Consider the following 13,197-nt stretch of genomic DNA (forward strand, 5'->3'; position numbering starts at 1 on the left):
CAGTCCTCTACGCCCGCACCGTCCTCTTGGCGTGGGCGGTCGGCTGCTCTGGATGGCGCGGCAGGCCGCCCGCGGGACTGAGCGCCCTGCCACACCTGCTGCCTGCCAAACCCGGTCGAAGCTGGCGGTGATGACGGTCAGACGCCGATGTCGGCCAGCCACTGGCTCGTGGTCCGGGGAGTGACGCCCAGCAGCTTCTGGGCGGAGGTCTCCGGTGCGATCGCGCGGCCCTGCATGGTGCTCATCGCCTGGTAGGCCCCCGCGATATCAGCGGCTGCGCCCTCCCCGATCAGGGGCGCGATCGAGGTGCGCATCTCCTCCGGGGTGATCGGCTCGAAGACCACGTCCCGGCCGAGCCTGGCGCCGAACGCCTCGGCCAGGTCCGGCCCCGTGATCGCCGGGTCCTGGCCGACGGAGACCGCACCGGTGACGTCCGTGCGCTCGAACAGAGCGACGGCGACATCGGCGATGTCCAGGTGGGAGGCCCAGGAGACGGGGAAGTCGGCCCGGATCGCGTAGGGCAGCACACCACGCTCACGGACCGAGTCGATGACGTAGGGCATGAGCAGGTTCTCCAGGTACAGCTCGGGTGCGATCACCGCATGGGACACGCCACTGCCGGCCAGACCGGCAGCCAGTGTCGCGGCAGCTCCGCCGATGGCGCGATCGATGGGGAAACCGCTGGTGGAGAACACCACGCGGGTCGGCCGGGCCGCACGGACGGCGGTGAGGATGTTGCCCGCGAAGATCTGGCGGTCCTCTTCCGAGGTGACCGGCAGGTGGACGAACACCCCTGCGGCACCGCGGTAGGCGTCGGTCAGGTCAGCGCGAGAGGAGTAGGCGGCTGCCACGACGCGTGCGCCGTCCACGACGGCGTGCTCGTTGCGGGTCACAGCGGTCACGGACTTGCCCGCGGCGGCGAGGGCGGAGACGACGGGGGCACCCTGGGCGCCGGTGGCGCCGTGAATCACGTAGGTCATGGGCCAATTAGTGCATGTGATGCACCAGTTACATCAACTGCACTAATGGGCTACTCTCGAAAAATGTCCGATCCATGCCTCCCGGAGTGCGGTGTCGCCCGGTTCCTCGCCCTGCTCAACGGCCCGTGGGCCACCTTGATCGTGCGCGAGCTCCTGCGCGGCCCCCACCGCTTCACCGAGCTGCGCGAGGCCCTGCCCGGCATCAGCCCGCACACCCTGACCAGCCGGCTGCGCCAGTTCGAGACCCACGGCATCGTCATCCGAACCGCCTACGCGGAGATCCCTCCACGCGTCGAATACCAGCTCACCCCCCTCGGCGAGGGGTTGCGCGACGTCCTCAACGCCATGGGCGCCTGGGCTCAAGCGGTCCCCGACCCCGAGCCCGAGCCCGACCCCATCAACTGACTCTGCCGCCGGTGCGACGCGCTCACGCCGAGCCGGCCAGCCTCTGCCGCAGGGCGTCGTTTGTCGTCGTGGTGGACGACCCCGTCGAAGCGCAGCCGCAGCCCGTGCTTGGCCAGCAGACCCCACGATCGCGTCGAGCTGTTCGCGGTGTTCTCTGGCGCGGGTCTGTACGTACGCCTCGCGCACCTCGTCGGGTTCATCGGCGAGGACCTGGTCCATGCGCTCGCGGATGTACCGCCCCGCTTTGAGGTTGATGTGTTCCTTGGCTTCCTCCCCCTTGTGAACGAGGGGGGTTCCTACGGCTCGCGCCGTGGGGTTTTCTGCTTCACCGCCGACTGCCCGCCCGGAGAACTCCGTTGAGGTCTTACACCGGCTCCACAGACAGACGCCGCCAGCCCGGCGGCCAGAAGGTTCTTCGCCGCGTTCACGTCCCGGTCATGGGCTGTACCACAGCATGTCCCGGCGCCGGTCGGCGATCCTCGCGTGGACCCTGGCGACCTTGCGCCGCGCCTTGGCCCGTGGCTCCGTCGCCTTTGGCCTTGCGGGACAGGTCCCGCTGGGCCCTGGCCAGACGGGCGCGGTCACGGCGCTCATGCCGCGGGTTGGTGACCTTCTCCCCGGTGGAGAGGGTCAGCAGGTGGTCCAGGCCGACATCGACCCCGACCACCGCATCGGTGGCAGCAAGCGGTCTGACACTGGGGTCGTTGCACGGCAGGGACACGAACCACCGTCCCGCCGCGTCCCGGGACACGGTCACCGTGGACGGCTTGGCGCCTTCGGGCAGCGGCCTCGACCACACGATGTCCAGGGGATCCGCCATCTTCGCCAGGGTCAGCCGGCCGCCCCGGAAGCGGAACCCGCTGGTGGTGTACTCCGCCGACTTCCGCGACGTCTTGCGCGACTTGAAGCGCGGATACTTCGCCCGCCGGGCGAAGAAGTGGGTGAACGCGCTCTGCAGGTGCCGCAGTGTCTGCTGCAACGGCACCGACGCCACGTCGTTGAGGAAGGCAAGCTCCTCGGGCCTGGCGCACCCACGCCTCGGTACGAGCGGCGAGGGCGAGGTTGTAGACCTTCCGCACGCATCCGAACGTGCGCGACAGCTCCGCTGCCTGCGCATCAGTCGGATAGAAGCGGTACTTGAACGCCCGCTTCACATGGCCCACGGTCACGCTCACAAACTAGTGAGACCGTAATGTAGAGATCAAACCTGCGGGTCAGAGCACTGCGATCCGCCCTGACGGCGAATCCCAGCACCTTGCCCTGCTCCGCAGGAGTCCGCTTCCTCCCCGCCTGAAGGCGGGGGTATCCACGGAGGAATCAGATGACTGACCGGCCCTTGACGCTCATGGCAGTACACGCCCACCCCGACGACGAGGCCACCGGAACCGGAGGGGTCCTCGCGCGGTACGCGGCGGAAGGCATCCGCACGGTTCTCGTTACGTGTACCGACGGCGGTTGCGGTGACGGACCGGGGGGTGTCAAGCCGGGCGATCCCGGGCACGATCCGGCGGCGGTCGCCTTGATGCGCCGTCACGAACTTGAGGCGAGCTGCGACGTCCTGAAGATCAGCGATCTGGAGATGCTGGACTATGCCGACTCCGGGATGACGGGCTGGCCGAGCAACGACGCCCCCGGATCCTTCTGGCAGACCCCCGTGCAGGAAGGCGCGGCCCGACTTGCGGAACTCATGCGGCACTACCGACCTGATGTGGTCGTCACCTACGACGAGAACGGCTTCTACGGCCACCCCGACCACATCCAGGCCCACCGCATCACGATGGCGGCGCTGGAGATGACCGCGCTGGCACCGAAGGTGTACTGGACCACGGCGCCCCGCTCGATGATGCAGCGGTTCGGCGAGATCATCCGCGAGTTTGATGAGGACATGCCGGAGCCGGATCCTGCCGAGGCCGCCGCGATGGCCGAGATCGGCCTCCCCGATGATGAGATCACCACGTGGGTGGACACCACCGCGTTCAGCGGTCAGAAGTTCGACGCGTTGGCCGCGCACGCCAGTCAGGGCGAGAACATCTTCTTCCTCAAAATGGGCAAGGAAAGGTTCGGCGAGTTGATGGGCATGGAGACCTTCGTACGTGTCCAGGACGCCACCGGCGCGGCCATACCCGAGAACGATCTCTTCGCCGGACTGCGCTGATCGGCCCGTCCGACCGGCCGGGAAAGCGCATCGACCGCACGGCGCGATCGAGCGGGTCACACCCCCGGAGGCTTGTCCACGCGAGTTCCGCTCCGGCAGCCCGCGTCCAGGCCCTCGCCGGCGTCACAAGGTCTGCTCCGATCAAGACAGACCGCCGAGGAAGCGACACGAAGCTAAGGCTCCGATGTCCGACACGCCGTGAGGCAACGGAAAAAGCAGCAGGTCCCGAGGGCGGTCTCCGACACCAACCGCGAGACCCTACAACCAGCCTACGGACGCCACGGGCGCCGTAGAGGACGGGGCCTTGGACGCGATGCGCGGTCAGCAGACCCGCCGTGACCTGCTTCTGCAGATCACGGAGCTCCACCGGGCCATCGGCACGCGCCCCGACGACGGCCAACTTGCCCTGGATTGCGACGTCGCGGCTGCCGAGCCGGGCGGCCTGCCGGAGATGACGGCTCGCGAGGCGCTTGGCGCCGAGCTCAACGTCCTGCAGATCGATGTCTCCCGGCACCTCATGGAGCACCACCACCGCGCGCTCCGCGAGATCAGCGCCACAGACGCCGCACACCGATGCACGCGGGCCAACAGGTTCTCGTCGCCGGCGTTCGGGCCTCCACCCAGACCCCGCCCCTGGCATCGGGTCGACGCGTGATCTTCCTCAGCCTCGAAGACGGCTCCGGCTGGTCGACGTCGCCTTCTTCGAGTTTTCCAACCGCCCTGCGAGTGTCCGTTTCCCTCGTTTGAGTGCTCCTCGTGGCCATGCCGTGCTGATTTACCGACTACTCAAGTTCTCGTCAGTACGTAGGGGAGATTGGGTGGGGAGGCAGGGGTGGCACGTAGTCGAGTTGTCCTCGGAGACCTGCGCGTCCAGGTGCTCAAGCGGGCTGGCGGCGGCCGGTCGTACACGATCTTGTGGCCGGACGGTTCGGTGGATGAGGAAGCGGACTCTTATCTGAGGCTGTACGAGGGCTCGGGGACCCAGAAGACGTACGCGTACTGCTTGGTGGATCACTTGCGGTGGCGGATCCGGGAGGGGCTGACCACCGTGACGATCACGCTTCTCGATGTGAAGCGGTACATGGGGGCGGTCGGTGCCCAGGTCCCGATGCCGTTCGGGCAGCCGTGGCGGGTGCCTCCTCAACGTCCGTACGGTGCCTCGGCACTCCAGGTCGCGGCGGCGTGCTTGAAGGGCTTCTACCTCGACGCGTGCGCCAGCAGCGGAGTGAATGATGAGCTGAGGGCGGCTCTGACAGTTACCCGGCTGCCAACGAAGGCGGACCGGAGCCGGGCGTTCTTGGGGCACGTGAAGAAGTCGATGCCGGCCAACCCGCTGGCTCCGACGAACCCGCCGCGACGACGGCACCCGAAGATGCTGCCGGACGGGGCCAAGCCGGATCTGCGGGAGGCCGTGAACACGGCCCGCGACGAGATGGTCGTGCGGTGGCTGTCGGACACGAGTTTGCGGATCGGCGGGCTCACGGGACTTCACTTGGCGGACCTGCATCTGCGGGACAACGCGCCTTGCGGCGACTGCAAGAGCCCCCACCTGCACGTCTGCCATCGCTGGGGCAACTCGAACCGGGCCGCGGCGAAGATCAAGCCGGACTGGGAGGTCGTCGACGGCGTGGTCACCAAGGGGGAGATCTACCGTGTCAGCCCTGCGATGATCAGCAGCTACTTCAAGTACATGACGACGGAGTACGCGAAGTACGCCACGGGACACGGCATGCTCCTGATCCAACTGGCCGGGCCGCACATCGGCGAGCCGTGGACCGCGGACGCGGCCCGCGGCATGCTCAGGCGCGCGGGACGCCGCGCCGACCTCCCCGGACGGATCAAGCCGCAGGCTTTCCGGCACCAGATCACCAATGATGTCCTGGCCATCTCCAAGGACCCGATGGTGGCCAAGGTGGCCGGGAACTGGGCGTCAGCCCAGATGGTCGACGAGGTCTACGGCCACCCGGACCTGCACTCACCCGAGTTCACCGCTGCTCTGCAGGCGGTCTGGGGTGAAGGAGAATGACAACACCGGGCACGCAGACGCTGAGGCTCATCACCGAGCCCGCCACCACTACCCGCACCGCATCAGATCGCCTGGAACTGCTCCAAGCCCTGATCGACGCCCCGACCTTCGACCCCGTCCTACGCGACGACGTCGTCACGCTGCCCCCGGATCATCACGCCTACGGCTGGAGATGCCAGGTTCCGGACTGCGAGCGAAGCGCCAACGACACGATGCGGTTCTGCTTCACACACGTGCGCGAATGGTCCGCAACGAAGCGCGCAGGCGGCACCATCACAGACTTCTTCCGGTCAGCCCAGCCGCTGCAGCCCCGCGGGCGACGCAACCGAAAGCCATGCCTCGTCTGCCCTGACGCACCGGCCTGGAGCACCACTGAACTGTGCTATCTCCACTCAGGCCACTACGTCACCTGGCGGCGATTTCAGGAGAAGAAGGGAAAACCCGGCGACCTTGATCTCTGGCTGCCCGACCGGGATCCCTACCCCGACCTCGGCCAGTGCCGCGTGCCATCCTGCCCTGACCACGGAGTCCACTGGATCGGACTGTGCTACGGCCACCTGCAGCGCTACAAAAAGGAAGGACGGCCGGGCGACGCCCGCCTCATCAAGAACTGGGGACGGCGGCCTGCCGGAGGAAAGCGGAACGCGGCGGTTGAGCTCACCTACGCCGACGAGGCGGCCTTCGACCAGTGGTGCGCGAAGAACCACACGTTCCACCGGGCCGACGGCAAGCTATCCCTGCTCGGCCTGCGGCCGTTGGTGCGCGCGGAGATCAAGTGGGGCCTCTTCCGCCATGCCCAAGGCCCTGAAGAGGGCGCCCGCTGGCCGGTCAACGTCCTTCAGCGCCTGCTTGCCGAATGCCTTCGACAGGACGTCAGCTCACTGGCCGACATCGACCTTGAGCAACTCCCGGATCACTTACGGAAGATCGCTCGAGCGATGCTCGGCCATCTCAGGGTCGTGTATTTCACCCGGCAGGACACCAAAGCGATCGGATACATCGAGACCGACCTTTATGGGGTCCGGCTGAAGAGCTGCGGAAGCTACCTCGATCTGTCCAAGATCACGCAGCGTTGGCTCCGCGACCTGCTCTGGGACTGGATGGACCTGAGACTGAATACCGACCCGCCTCGCAGTCCGGGCAGTTTCAACACCTCCAGACGCGGCTGCACGGAGCTCAGCGCCTATCTCGAAGCCCAGGCCCCGGCCGGCGGTCACGATCCCCGCCTGCTGACCAAGCAGCACATGGAGGACTTCGTTGCCGATCAGCGGCATCGCGCTGCCCATGGTCTGAAGTCGCTGGCCATTCACGACACCCGCTCCGGGGAGCCCAATGCCGTGAGCAAGCTGTCCATGTCGCGCATCTTCACGGGGACCCGCCGCATCTTGCGCGCCGGCATGGACTCAGGCGACGCCCAGCGGATCGGACTCGACCACGCCTTCATCGTCGCGTTGCCCTACGGAGGCAGCACCCGGGGAGGCCGCCGCAAGCCCTTCTCCGACGACACGGCCAAAGCCATTGCCAGCGAGGGAAATCTCCAGCTCCTCGATGACATGGACTCCGAGGACCGCGGGTTGCGCGATATCTGGGAAGCGCTTGTCGTGACCGGCCGACGCTGCAGTGAGGTGATCGAGGTCCGTCTGGAGTGCGTCGACCGTCTCAACAAGCTGCCGATGTTCTGGCACGACCAGACCAAGGTCGGCAACTTCGATGAGGGCATCCGCATTTCCGAGCGGCTCTACCAGCGCATCGTGGCGCGTCAGAAGACGACCATCAGCCGGTTCGTCCAGCAGCATGGACGCGAACCCAGCGCGAAGGAACGGCTCAAACTGGCCCTGTTCCCCCGGAAGAGCACCAACCGCTCGGGCACCAAAAGCATGAGTTACGGCTGGTTTCAGACCCTGTTCGGCACCTGGATCAGCAACCTCGACCTCCCCCACTCAGTCGCACATCAGGCCCGCCACACCCTCGCCACGAACCTCCTCAAGAACGGCGCGAACCTGACCCACGTCAAGCGCTACCTGGGGCAGGTCTCGGACTCGATGGCCGAGCACTACGTCCACCTCGCCAATACCGACCCGAAACTCGAGGAAGCCCTCCAGGCCGTCTGGGTCGCAGGACCCGGGGCAGTTGAGCCCGGCTTGGCCCTCTCCAGCGGCGAGCCGATGACCCGAGCGCAGGCCGAGGCCCTGGCCATCGACCTCACACGCAAGTCCACACCTGCGGAGGGCGGCTTCTGCACCTTTCAACTCGTGGTCGACGGCGGCGCCTGCCCATGGAATTTGGACTGCCACAACTGCGACAAGTTCGTGATGTCCGGCGCCGACCTGGTCTACTGGCACCGCAAGCGCGAGCACTGGTGCGTGGTTGCCGAAGGCGCCCCCGAACCCGCCACCAGGGACTATCTCCACGACCTCTTCGAGCCCACCGCCCGCGCGATCGCTGGCCTGGAGAAAGCACTCGATGCTGTCGGGCTTCTTGAGGAAGCTCTCGCGCTCGACCTTCGCCGGCCGCAGGACTACTTCGGCCGCGTCTGGGCCACTGCCTTCCGCGCCAGCGAACTCGCCCGCCACGAGGCCGACATGGAGGACGAGTACGACATCAGCGCAGCGGACGGCGAAGCCAGGGAGATAGCATGACTCCGGGCCCGGCGCGACTGCGGCGGCTATCGCCGCTCGGCGGGAACAGACGAAGATCAAGCTCAACCAAGTGGAGCAGGCCATCGGTCAGCTCCGGCGCGAACGCGGTCGGCTCACCGTTCGAGCCATCGCGGAGCGGGCGGGCGTGTCGGCCACTTTCCTTTATGAGAACCACGACGCCCGAAACCTCGTCCAGCAGGCTGCTGCCAACAGCAAGAGACGGCGGGACCAGGCCGCCACAGAGGCCCACGAGCAGATCGAGGCGTCCTGGCGCGAGCGCGCACTGAACGCTGAAGCCGAACTCACCCGCACGCAGAAGGAAGTCTTCTCCCAGCGCCAACGCATCGGCGAGCTCATGGGCCAACTCCGCGACTTCGACCAGATGGTCCCCGGCGAATCTGTCCAGGCTCTCACCACGGAGAACACCACCCTCAAACGGCGAGTTCACCAGCTCACGCAAGAGCATCGCAAGCTCCAAGAGCGCCTTGAAGGCGCCCGGACGAACCTCCGCTTTGCCGACAAACGGATCGCTGACCTCGAAGCTCAGATTTTGGAACAGGACCAGTCATGACTCTACCGCTCGGCTCCGGACCCATCGCTTTCGACCGCGACCAGGCCGCCTCACTCGCCCGCCTGCTACGGGAAGTCGAACAGTTCCTCGACGAATGCGACGAGAGCGTCGAGGAGGCCCTCGACGCCCACTTCGCCCTCAGCCCCGCCAGCGAAGCGTTCAGCGCCGCCCTCTGCTTCCACACGGACAGAATCGAGGCCGCCTTGAACTAAGGGACAGTGACCCGCGACGTCCGAAGCTAGGTTGCCGCCGCGAAAACTCGACGCCCGTGACGTCGGCCGACAGCGCCCACAGGCGCGCGGCTTGCTCGGGGTCGGTCGCGCGTGCGTGCACGCCGCCTTCCGAGCCGCCGCCGGCCGGCTCGGCTTTCTAATGGAGTCGGGTTGCTGGACAATTGACGATCCAGCAGCCTTCGGAGGCCGTGATGCCCCGCAGCTATCCGCCCGAGTTCCGCCGCAAGGTCCTCGATCTCGTCGCATCCGGGAGGAAGGTCGCCGAGGTTGCCCAGCTCCTCGGTATCAGCGACCAGGCGATCGCGGCCTGCGGCAAGGTCCGGTCTTGGGTTCCGCACGGCAAAAGCGGGGTTGGCATCGGTTTGTCCGGAGCCTCGGAAGAGACCTCGGGGTGGGGCCCCTACTCGTCATCCCAGGCCATCGAGCTCATCCTCCAGCCGGCGGGCGTCAGGACGAACTGTATGGTCTTGCGGCCGGCGCCCTCGAACCACTCGCCGTTGAGGAAGCCGGACTTGCGGTACTCGCTGAACCGGTGCGCGATCGACCCGAAAATTTCGGTCCGTTCGGCGACTTCCCATTCGGAGAACTCCGTCAGCGTCCCATCGGTGAGGATTTTCTCCCGGGGCTCGACGAACGCGTCGAGGTCGTAGATCACAGGCTCGCCCCCGACGTTTTTGATGATCATTCCTTGGGGAATGAACACCTCTCGGACAACCTCGACGTTCGGCCAGCTGCTGTCGGTGTTGGTGAACGCACCGAGGAAGGCGCGCATCAGCTGGTCGAGTTCGGCCTTGACGTCGGACACGGGTACTCCTCCAAAGGGTGAAACGCCTCGCGCCTGATCGTCGCCTACTGCCACCATCACGGCACCGGGGAAAGAGTCTCGCGATCCGGCAGCGTTGCTGGTTCTCATCTACATTTTCAAGTTCTGTGATCGCTGTACGACGACAGGGGCGTCGGCCACAAGGTCCTGCACCTCTACGTCACCGGCACGCCGATGGGTGACTGGTGTTGGCCGGGGGGCTCGACCTGCGGGACCTGGTGGACTTCGACGAGCGGGGCCGCGCCGTCGTCGGCCTGGTCCCGTTCGTGACTGGTGAAAGCTGACCAAGCCACGGGGAGAGCGCATTCCCGAGCCTGGCCGCCGGGCAGTGGCGGGAATCGTCATATTCGTGTCCTTGCCGCCATTAGAGGATGTGACCACGATGGATGGGTGAGCATCCGACGCATCGTCTTCGCCGTCTTTCCGGATTTCCAGATCCTCGACCTGACCGGACCTCATGAGGTATTCACACAGGCGGGACGTCTCACCGGAGGCGTCGTCCTCGAAACTGTGGCTGCTGCGCCCGGTCCGGTGCCCTCCAGCGGCGGTCTCGCGGTCTCCCCAACCCTGACGATCGATGAAGCTGCTGGGCCGGTGGACACGCTCGTCGCCGTGGGTGGCGGGGGTATCCACCGGGCTTGCGAGGACGGACGCTTCGTCGACTGGTTCGCCCGGACCGCCCATCGTGCGCGCCGTACTGCCTCAGTGTGCAGCGGCGCCTTCCTGCTGTGCGCCGCTGGGCTCCTTGACGGGCGGCGCGCGGTCACTCACTGGTCTCGCTGCGACCAGCTGGCCGAGCGGTATCCGCAGGTCACGGTCGACCCCGACCCGATCTTCGTCCGCGACGGTGAGGTGTGGACCTCGGCCGGTGTCACTGCAGGAATGGACCTCGCGCTCGCCATGACCGAAGACGACCACGGGCCCGAAATTTCCCGCGCTATCGCCCGCCAAATGGTGATGTTCGTCCAACGTCCTGGAGGGCAGGCGCAATTCAGCGCCCAGCTCGCCGCCCAGCTCCCGAGTCGGGCGCCGTTGCGCGACGTCCTCGCCTGGATCGCCGACCACCCCGACTGCGACCTTGGCGTGCCCGCCCTCGCGGCACGTGCCGCGATGAGCGAACGGAACTTCACCCGCGTCTTCCGTGCGGAGACCGGCCACACCCCCGCCGCGTACGTCGAGAGCGCCCGTATCGAGGCCGCCAGACGTCTCCTTGAGACCACCTCCGCCACCCTGGAATCGGTGGCGCACGCGTGCGGGTTCGGAACCGTCGAGACCCTGCACCGCAGTTTCAAGCGGACGCTCCAGGTCACCCCCGGCGAGTACCGCAAGCATTTCTCCGCGCACACCACCGCTGTCTGACGCCGACGGTGGCCACTTCCGAAAGGCACACTTATGCGTATCGTCATCCCGCTCTTCGACGGATTCACCGCGCTCGACGTTGTCGGCCCGTACGAGATCCTTCGCATGCTGCCGGAATCCGACGTCGTCTTCGCCGCCAACTCGCCAGGCCCTTGCACGGATGGCGAGGGCCATCTCGTCCTCCTCGCCACGGCCTCCTTCCAGGACGTCGTGGAAGCCGACGTCCTGGTGGTGCCCGGTGGTCCGGGCGCACGTCGCAGCCTCGCCGACGAGTCGCTGCTCGAATGGATCCGTCGTATCCACGCCACCACCATGTGGACCACGTCGGTGTGCACCGGTTCCTTGCTGCTCGGCGCGGCTGGCCTGCTCGACGGCCTGGAGGCCACCACTCACTGGGGGGCTGTCGACACCCTGGAGTCGTACGGCGCCACCTACACGGCGCGTCGCGTTGTGGAACAGCCCGGCGGCATTGTCACCGCCGCCGGGGTTTCCTCGGGCATCGACATGGCACTGCGGCTTGCTGAACTCGTCGCGGGACGGGTAGCCGCCGAGGCGTTCCAGCTCGCCATCGAGTACGACCCCCAGCCGCCCTTCGACTCCGACTCGTATGACAAGGCGTCCCAGGAAGCGAAGAACTACCTAGCGGCCCGCCCGCGCCGCACGGCCCGGCCCGCGTCCGTATAGCTACGGCCAAGTGGCGTGTGCACTGCGTAATCGAACCCGCTCGCCTCGCCCGAGGACATCGAGGACCTGGACGGCTGGACCCTGCACCGGCTCCGGCACAGTGCCCTGACGCACGACGCGGAAGACGGCACCTTCACCCCGATGCTGCTGGCCCGCTCCCGCTATGCCTCCGTCCGCTCCCTGGAGCGATACGCCCGCCCCGGCGTCGACTCGGTCGCCCGGCACGTCGCCGAACGAGACCCCGCCGCACGTCGGCGCACGTAGATCCGAGCAGATCAGGGCTTCAAGATCATCCCGTTGCCCCTTTGGCGCGTATCTCGGTCACACCCCTACACCTACCTGCCGAGCATCAAGAAGTCGCTCTGCTAGACCGCGAAGGCCTCAGGCGCCTGGCCTGTCGCGGACACTCACGCCACGCACCTCCCCAGCTCATAGCCCATACGCAGCCCACTAGAGTCGGTAAATTCGAGGACTCCCACGGCCAGTGCGCCCACACCGTCTTTCACGCCGGCCTGCTCCTGGTCCGCGGCATCGTGCAACGCCGCGGTCCGCGCCGTGCCGTGGTCGGCTCGTGGTCTGGGATCTCGACGAACTCGCAGCCGCTCGCCGCGACCACGGACCGGAAGCCGCCCTGCGCATCCTGGACCAGAGCACACCTCAGCCGACTCCCGCCCAAACGGCCCCAGCGCACCCTCGCGAACCGGACGGCAGGAGCCCGGCTCCACCCGTACGCAGATCTCGAACCCGCCGGGACTCTATCGGCCGACCTCCGCGCGCTCGGCTACACCAGTCCAGGAAGCGCAGCCACCTTCGAGATGTCCTGCCGCCACGTCCTCTCGCACGAGTCGCACCGATAGCGGCGTACCCGCACCAGCAGCGTCGTGGGGCGGTGTCCGAACGGCTCATGCGCCAGCCGCCGCGTGACTGTGTCGCGCACCACGCCCTCCGACCCGCACTTCCGGCACCACGGATCCGGCTCGGCGACTCGGCACTCGATCACGGCCTGATCCGGCTCAAGGCGTTGCCCGACGGCTTCCAGACCGAATTCATCGAGACGGCAGAACGTGGTCAGACAGGGCGCAGCGAAGATAGCGTGGAGCATGTCGAGGTCTTTCGGATGAGCAGTGTAGGGAGAACTTCCATCCTGGAAGACCTCCACGCCTACCCGCCAACACCCCCGACTGCGAAGAGTCGATGAACGTCGCCGGTCAGTAAACGTAGACGTACTGATTGAGGACGTTGATCGAAGGCGACGGATCCGCTCTTAGTGGTGCCGTTGGGGTGCACCCAACGCGACAGATGTGTCGCAGGCGTGGGACCCA

14 protein-coding genes and 3 pseudogenes are annotated in these 13,197 nt (G+C 66.9%); 12 read left to right on the forward strand and 5 right to left on the reverse strand.

All coding sequences use genetic code 11. The features are described from left to right. Window positions 1-137: 137 nt before the first annotated feature. The gene (locus tag ACGFNK_RS18415; RefSeq protein WP_393417035.1) at window positions 138-980 is read right to left on the reverse strand and encodes an SDR family oxidoreductase; all 843 of its coding nucleotides are present in this window, start codon (window positions 978-980) and stop codon (window positions 138-140) included. Between the two features lie 63 nt (window positions 981-1,043). On the opposite strand from ACGFNK_RS18415, the gene ACGFNK_RS18420 reads away from it, so the two are divergent. Together ACGFNK_RS18420 and ACGFNK_RS18425 are read left to right on the forward strand one after the other, a co-directional pair. Then, window positions 1,044-1,385 carry a winged helix-turn-helix transcriptional regulator gene (locus ACGFNK_RS18420; protein WP_393417037.1) on the forward strand — a complete coding sequence of 114 codons (342 nt, stop codon included), beginning with the start codon at window positions 1,044-1,046 and terminating at the stop codon, window positions 1,383-1,385. 108 nt (window positions 1,386-1,493) lie between these two features. Further along, window positions 1,494-1,745 (forward strand): hypothetical protein, encoded by a 252-nt coding sequence (locus ACGFNK_RS18425; protein ID WP_393417704.1) that lies wholly within the window; start codon window positions 1,494-1,496, stop codon window positions 1,743-1,745. On the opposite strand, the pseudogene ACGFNK_RS18430 reads toward ACGFNK_RS18425, so the two are convergent. After that, window positions 1,682-2,560 (reverse strand): annotated as a pseudogene (locus ACGFNK_RS18430) (RNA-guided endonuclease InsQ/TnpB family protein). The gene ACGFNK_RS18425 and the pseudogene ACGFNK_RS18430 sit on opposite strands and share 64 nt — an antisense overlap. 146 nt (window positions 2,561-2,706) lie before the next feature. Between ACGFNK_RS18430 and ACGFNK_RS18435 the strand changes: the two are divergent. The 6 genes from ACGFNK_RS18435 (at window position 2,707) to ACGFNK_RS18460 (ending at window position 8,988) form a co-directional block, all read left to right on the forward strand. Beyond that, window positions 2,707-3,540, forward strand: coding sequence for a PIG-L family deacetylase (locus tag ACGFNK_RS18435; protein ID WP_393417038.1), 834 nt, complete (start codon window positions 2,707-2,709; stop codon window positions 3,538-3,540). Window positions 3,541-3,844: 304 nt separating this feature from the next. Further along, window positions 3,845-4,195, forward strand: coding sequence for a hypothetical protein (locus tag ACGFNK_RS18440; RefSeq protein WP_393417040.1), 351 nt, complete (start codon window positions 3,845-3,847; stop codon window positions 4,193-4,195). A 177-nt stretch (window positions 4,196-4,372) separates the two neighbouring features. After that, on the forward strand, window positions 4,373-5,566 hold the full coding sequence (locus tag ACGFNK_RS18445) for an integrase (protein ID WP_393417042.1): 1,194 nt from the start codon (window positions 4,373-4,375) through the stop codon (window positions 5,564-5,566). A 233-nt stretch (window positions 5,567-5,799) separates the two neighbouring features. Beyond that, complete coding sequence (locus ACGFNK_RS18450) at window positions 5,800-8,205, forward strand: tyrosine-type recombinase/integrase (RefSeq protein WP_393417044.1); 2,406 nt, start codon at window positions 5,800-5,802, stop codon at window positions 8,203-8,205. Window positions 8,206-8,233: 28 nt separating this feature from the next. Next, window positions 8,234-8,776: a DUF6262 family protein gene (locus ACGFNK_RS18455; RefSeq protein ID WP_393417670.1), complete on the forward strand. Its 543-nt coding sequence runs from the start codon at window positions 8,234-8,236 to the stop codon at window positions 8,774-8,776. After that, window positions 8,773-8,988: a hypothetical protein gene (locus tag ACGFNK_RS18460; protein WP_393417046.1), complete on the forward strand. Its 216-nt coding sequence runs from the start codon at window positions 8,773-8,775 to the stop codon at window positions 8,986-8,988. Before ACGFNK_RS18455 ends, ACGFNK_RS18460 begins: the two co-directional genes overlap by 4 nt. Window positions 8,989-9,409: 421 nt before the next feature. Here ACGFNK_RS18460 and ACGFNK_RS18465 read toward each other — a convergent pair whose 3' ends face one another. Next, complete coding sequence (locus ACGFNK_RS18465) at window positions 9,410-9,814, reverse strand: DUF4440 domain-containing protein (RefSeq protein WP_393417048.1); 405 nt, start codon at window positions 9,812-9,814, stop codon at window positions 9,410-9,412. A gap of 173 nt (window positions 9,815-9,987) precedes the next feature. Then, the gene (locus ACGFNK_RS18470) at window positions 9,988-10,125 is read right to left on the reverse strand and encodes a hypothetical protein (protein ID WP_393417050.1); all 138 of its coding nucleotides are present in this window, start codon (window positions 10,123-10,125) and stop codon (window positions 9,988-9,990) included. Window positions 10,126-10,222: 97 nt separating this feature from the next. Here ACGFNK_RS18470 and ACGFNK_RS18475 point away from each other — a divergent pair, with 97 nt between their 5' ends. From ACGFNK_RS18475 to ACGFNK_RS18490, 4 genes and pseudogenes are all read left to right on the forward strand, one after another. Then, window positions 10,223-11,191 (forward strand): GlxA family transcriptional regulator, encoded by a 969-nt coding sequence (locus ACGFNK_RS18475; RefSeq protein WP_393417052.1) that lies wholly within the window; start codon window positions 10,223-10,225, stop codon window positions 11,189-11,191. A 33-nt stretch (window positions 11,192-11,224) separates the two neighbouring features. Further along, window positions 11,225-11,875, forward strand: coding sequence for a DJ-1/PfpI family protein (locus tag ACGFNK_RS18480; RefSeq protein ID WP_393417054.1), 651 nt, complete (start codon window positions 11,225-11,227; stop codon window positions 11,873-11,875). A 141-nt stretch (window positions 11,876-12,016) separates the two neighbouring features. After that, complete coding sequence (locus ACGFNK_RS18485; RefSeq protein ID WP_393417056.1) at window positions 12,017-12,139, forward strand: PmrA; 123 nt, start codon at window positions 12,017-12,019, stop codon at window positions 12,137-12,139. 200 nt (window positions 12,140-12,339) lie between these two features. Further along, window positions 12,340-12,732: pseudogene (locus tag ACGFNK_RS18490) on the forward strand (hypothetical protein); the annotation flags it as partial. Here the strand turns inward: ACGFNK_RS18490 and ACGFNK_RS18495 are convergent. Further along, window positions 12,678-12,977, reverse strand: a pseudogene (locus ACGFNK_RS18495) (transposase family protein); the annotation flags it as partial. The pseudogenes ACGFNK_RS18490 and ACGFNK_RS18495 overlap by 55 nt on opposite strands. Window positions 12,978-13,197: the final 220 nt, after the last annotated feature.

Source organism: Streptomyces sp. NPDC048825 (assembly GCF_043198355.1).
GTDB lineage: Bacteria > Actinomycetota > Actinomycetes > Streptomycetales > Streptomycetaceae > Streptomyces > Streptomyces xiangluensis.

Excerpts from the sequence above, each read along its gene's own strand:
- ACGFNK_RS18420 (WP_393417037.1), top strand. The coding sequence starts at position 1,044 with ATGTCCGATCCATGCCTCCCGGAGTGCGGTGTCGCCCGGTTCCTCGCC.
- ACGFNK_RS18480 (WP_393417054.1), top strand. The coding sequence starts at position 11,225 with ATGCGTATCGTCATCCCGCTCTTCGACGGATTCACCGCGCTCGACGTT.
- ACGFNK_RS18460 (WP_393417046.1), top strand. The coding sequence starts at position 8,773 with ATGACTCTACCGCTCGGCTCCGGACCCATCGCTTTCGACCGCGACCAG.
- ACGFNK_RS18415 (WP_393417035.1), bottom strand. The coding sequence starts at position 980 with ATGACCTACGTGATTCACGGCGCCACCGGCGCCCAGGGTGCCCCCGTC.
- ACGFNK_RS18485 (WP_393417056.1), top strand. The coding sequence starts at position 12,017 with ATGCTGCTGGCCCGCTCCCGCTATGCCTCCGTCCGCTCCCTGGAGCGA.
- ACGFNK_RS18435 (WP_393417038.1), top strand. The coding sequence starts at position 2,707 with ATGACTGACCGGCCCTTGACGCTCATGGCAGTACACGCCCACCCCGAC.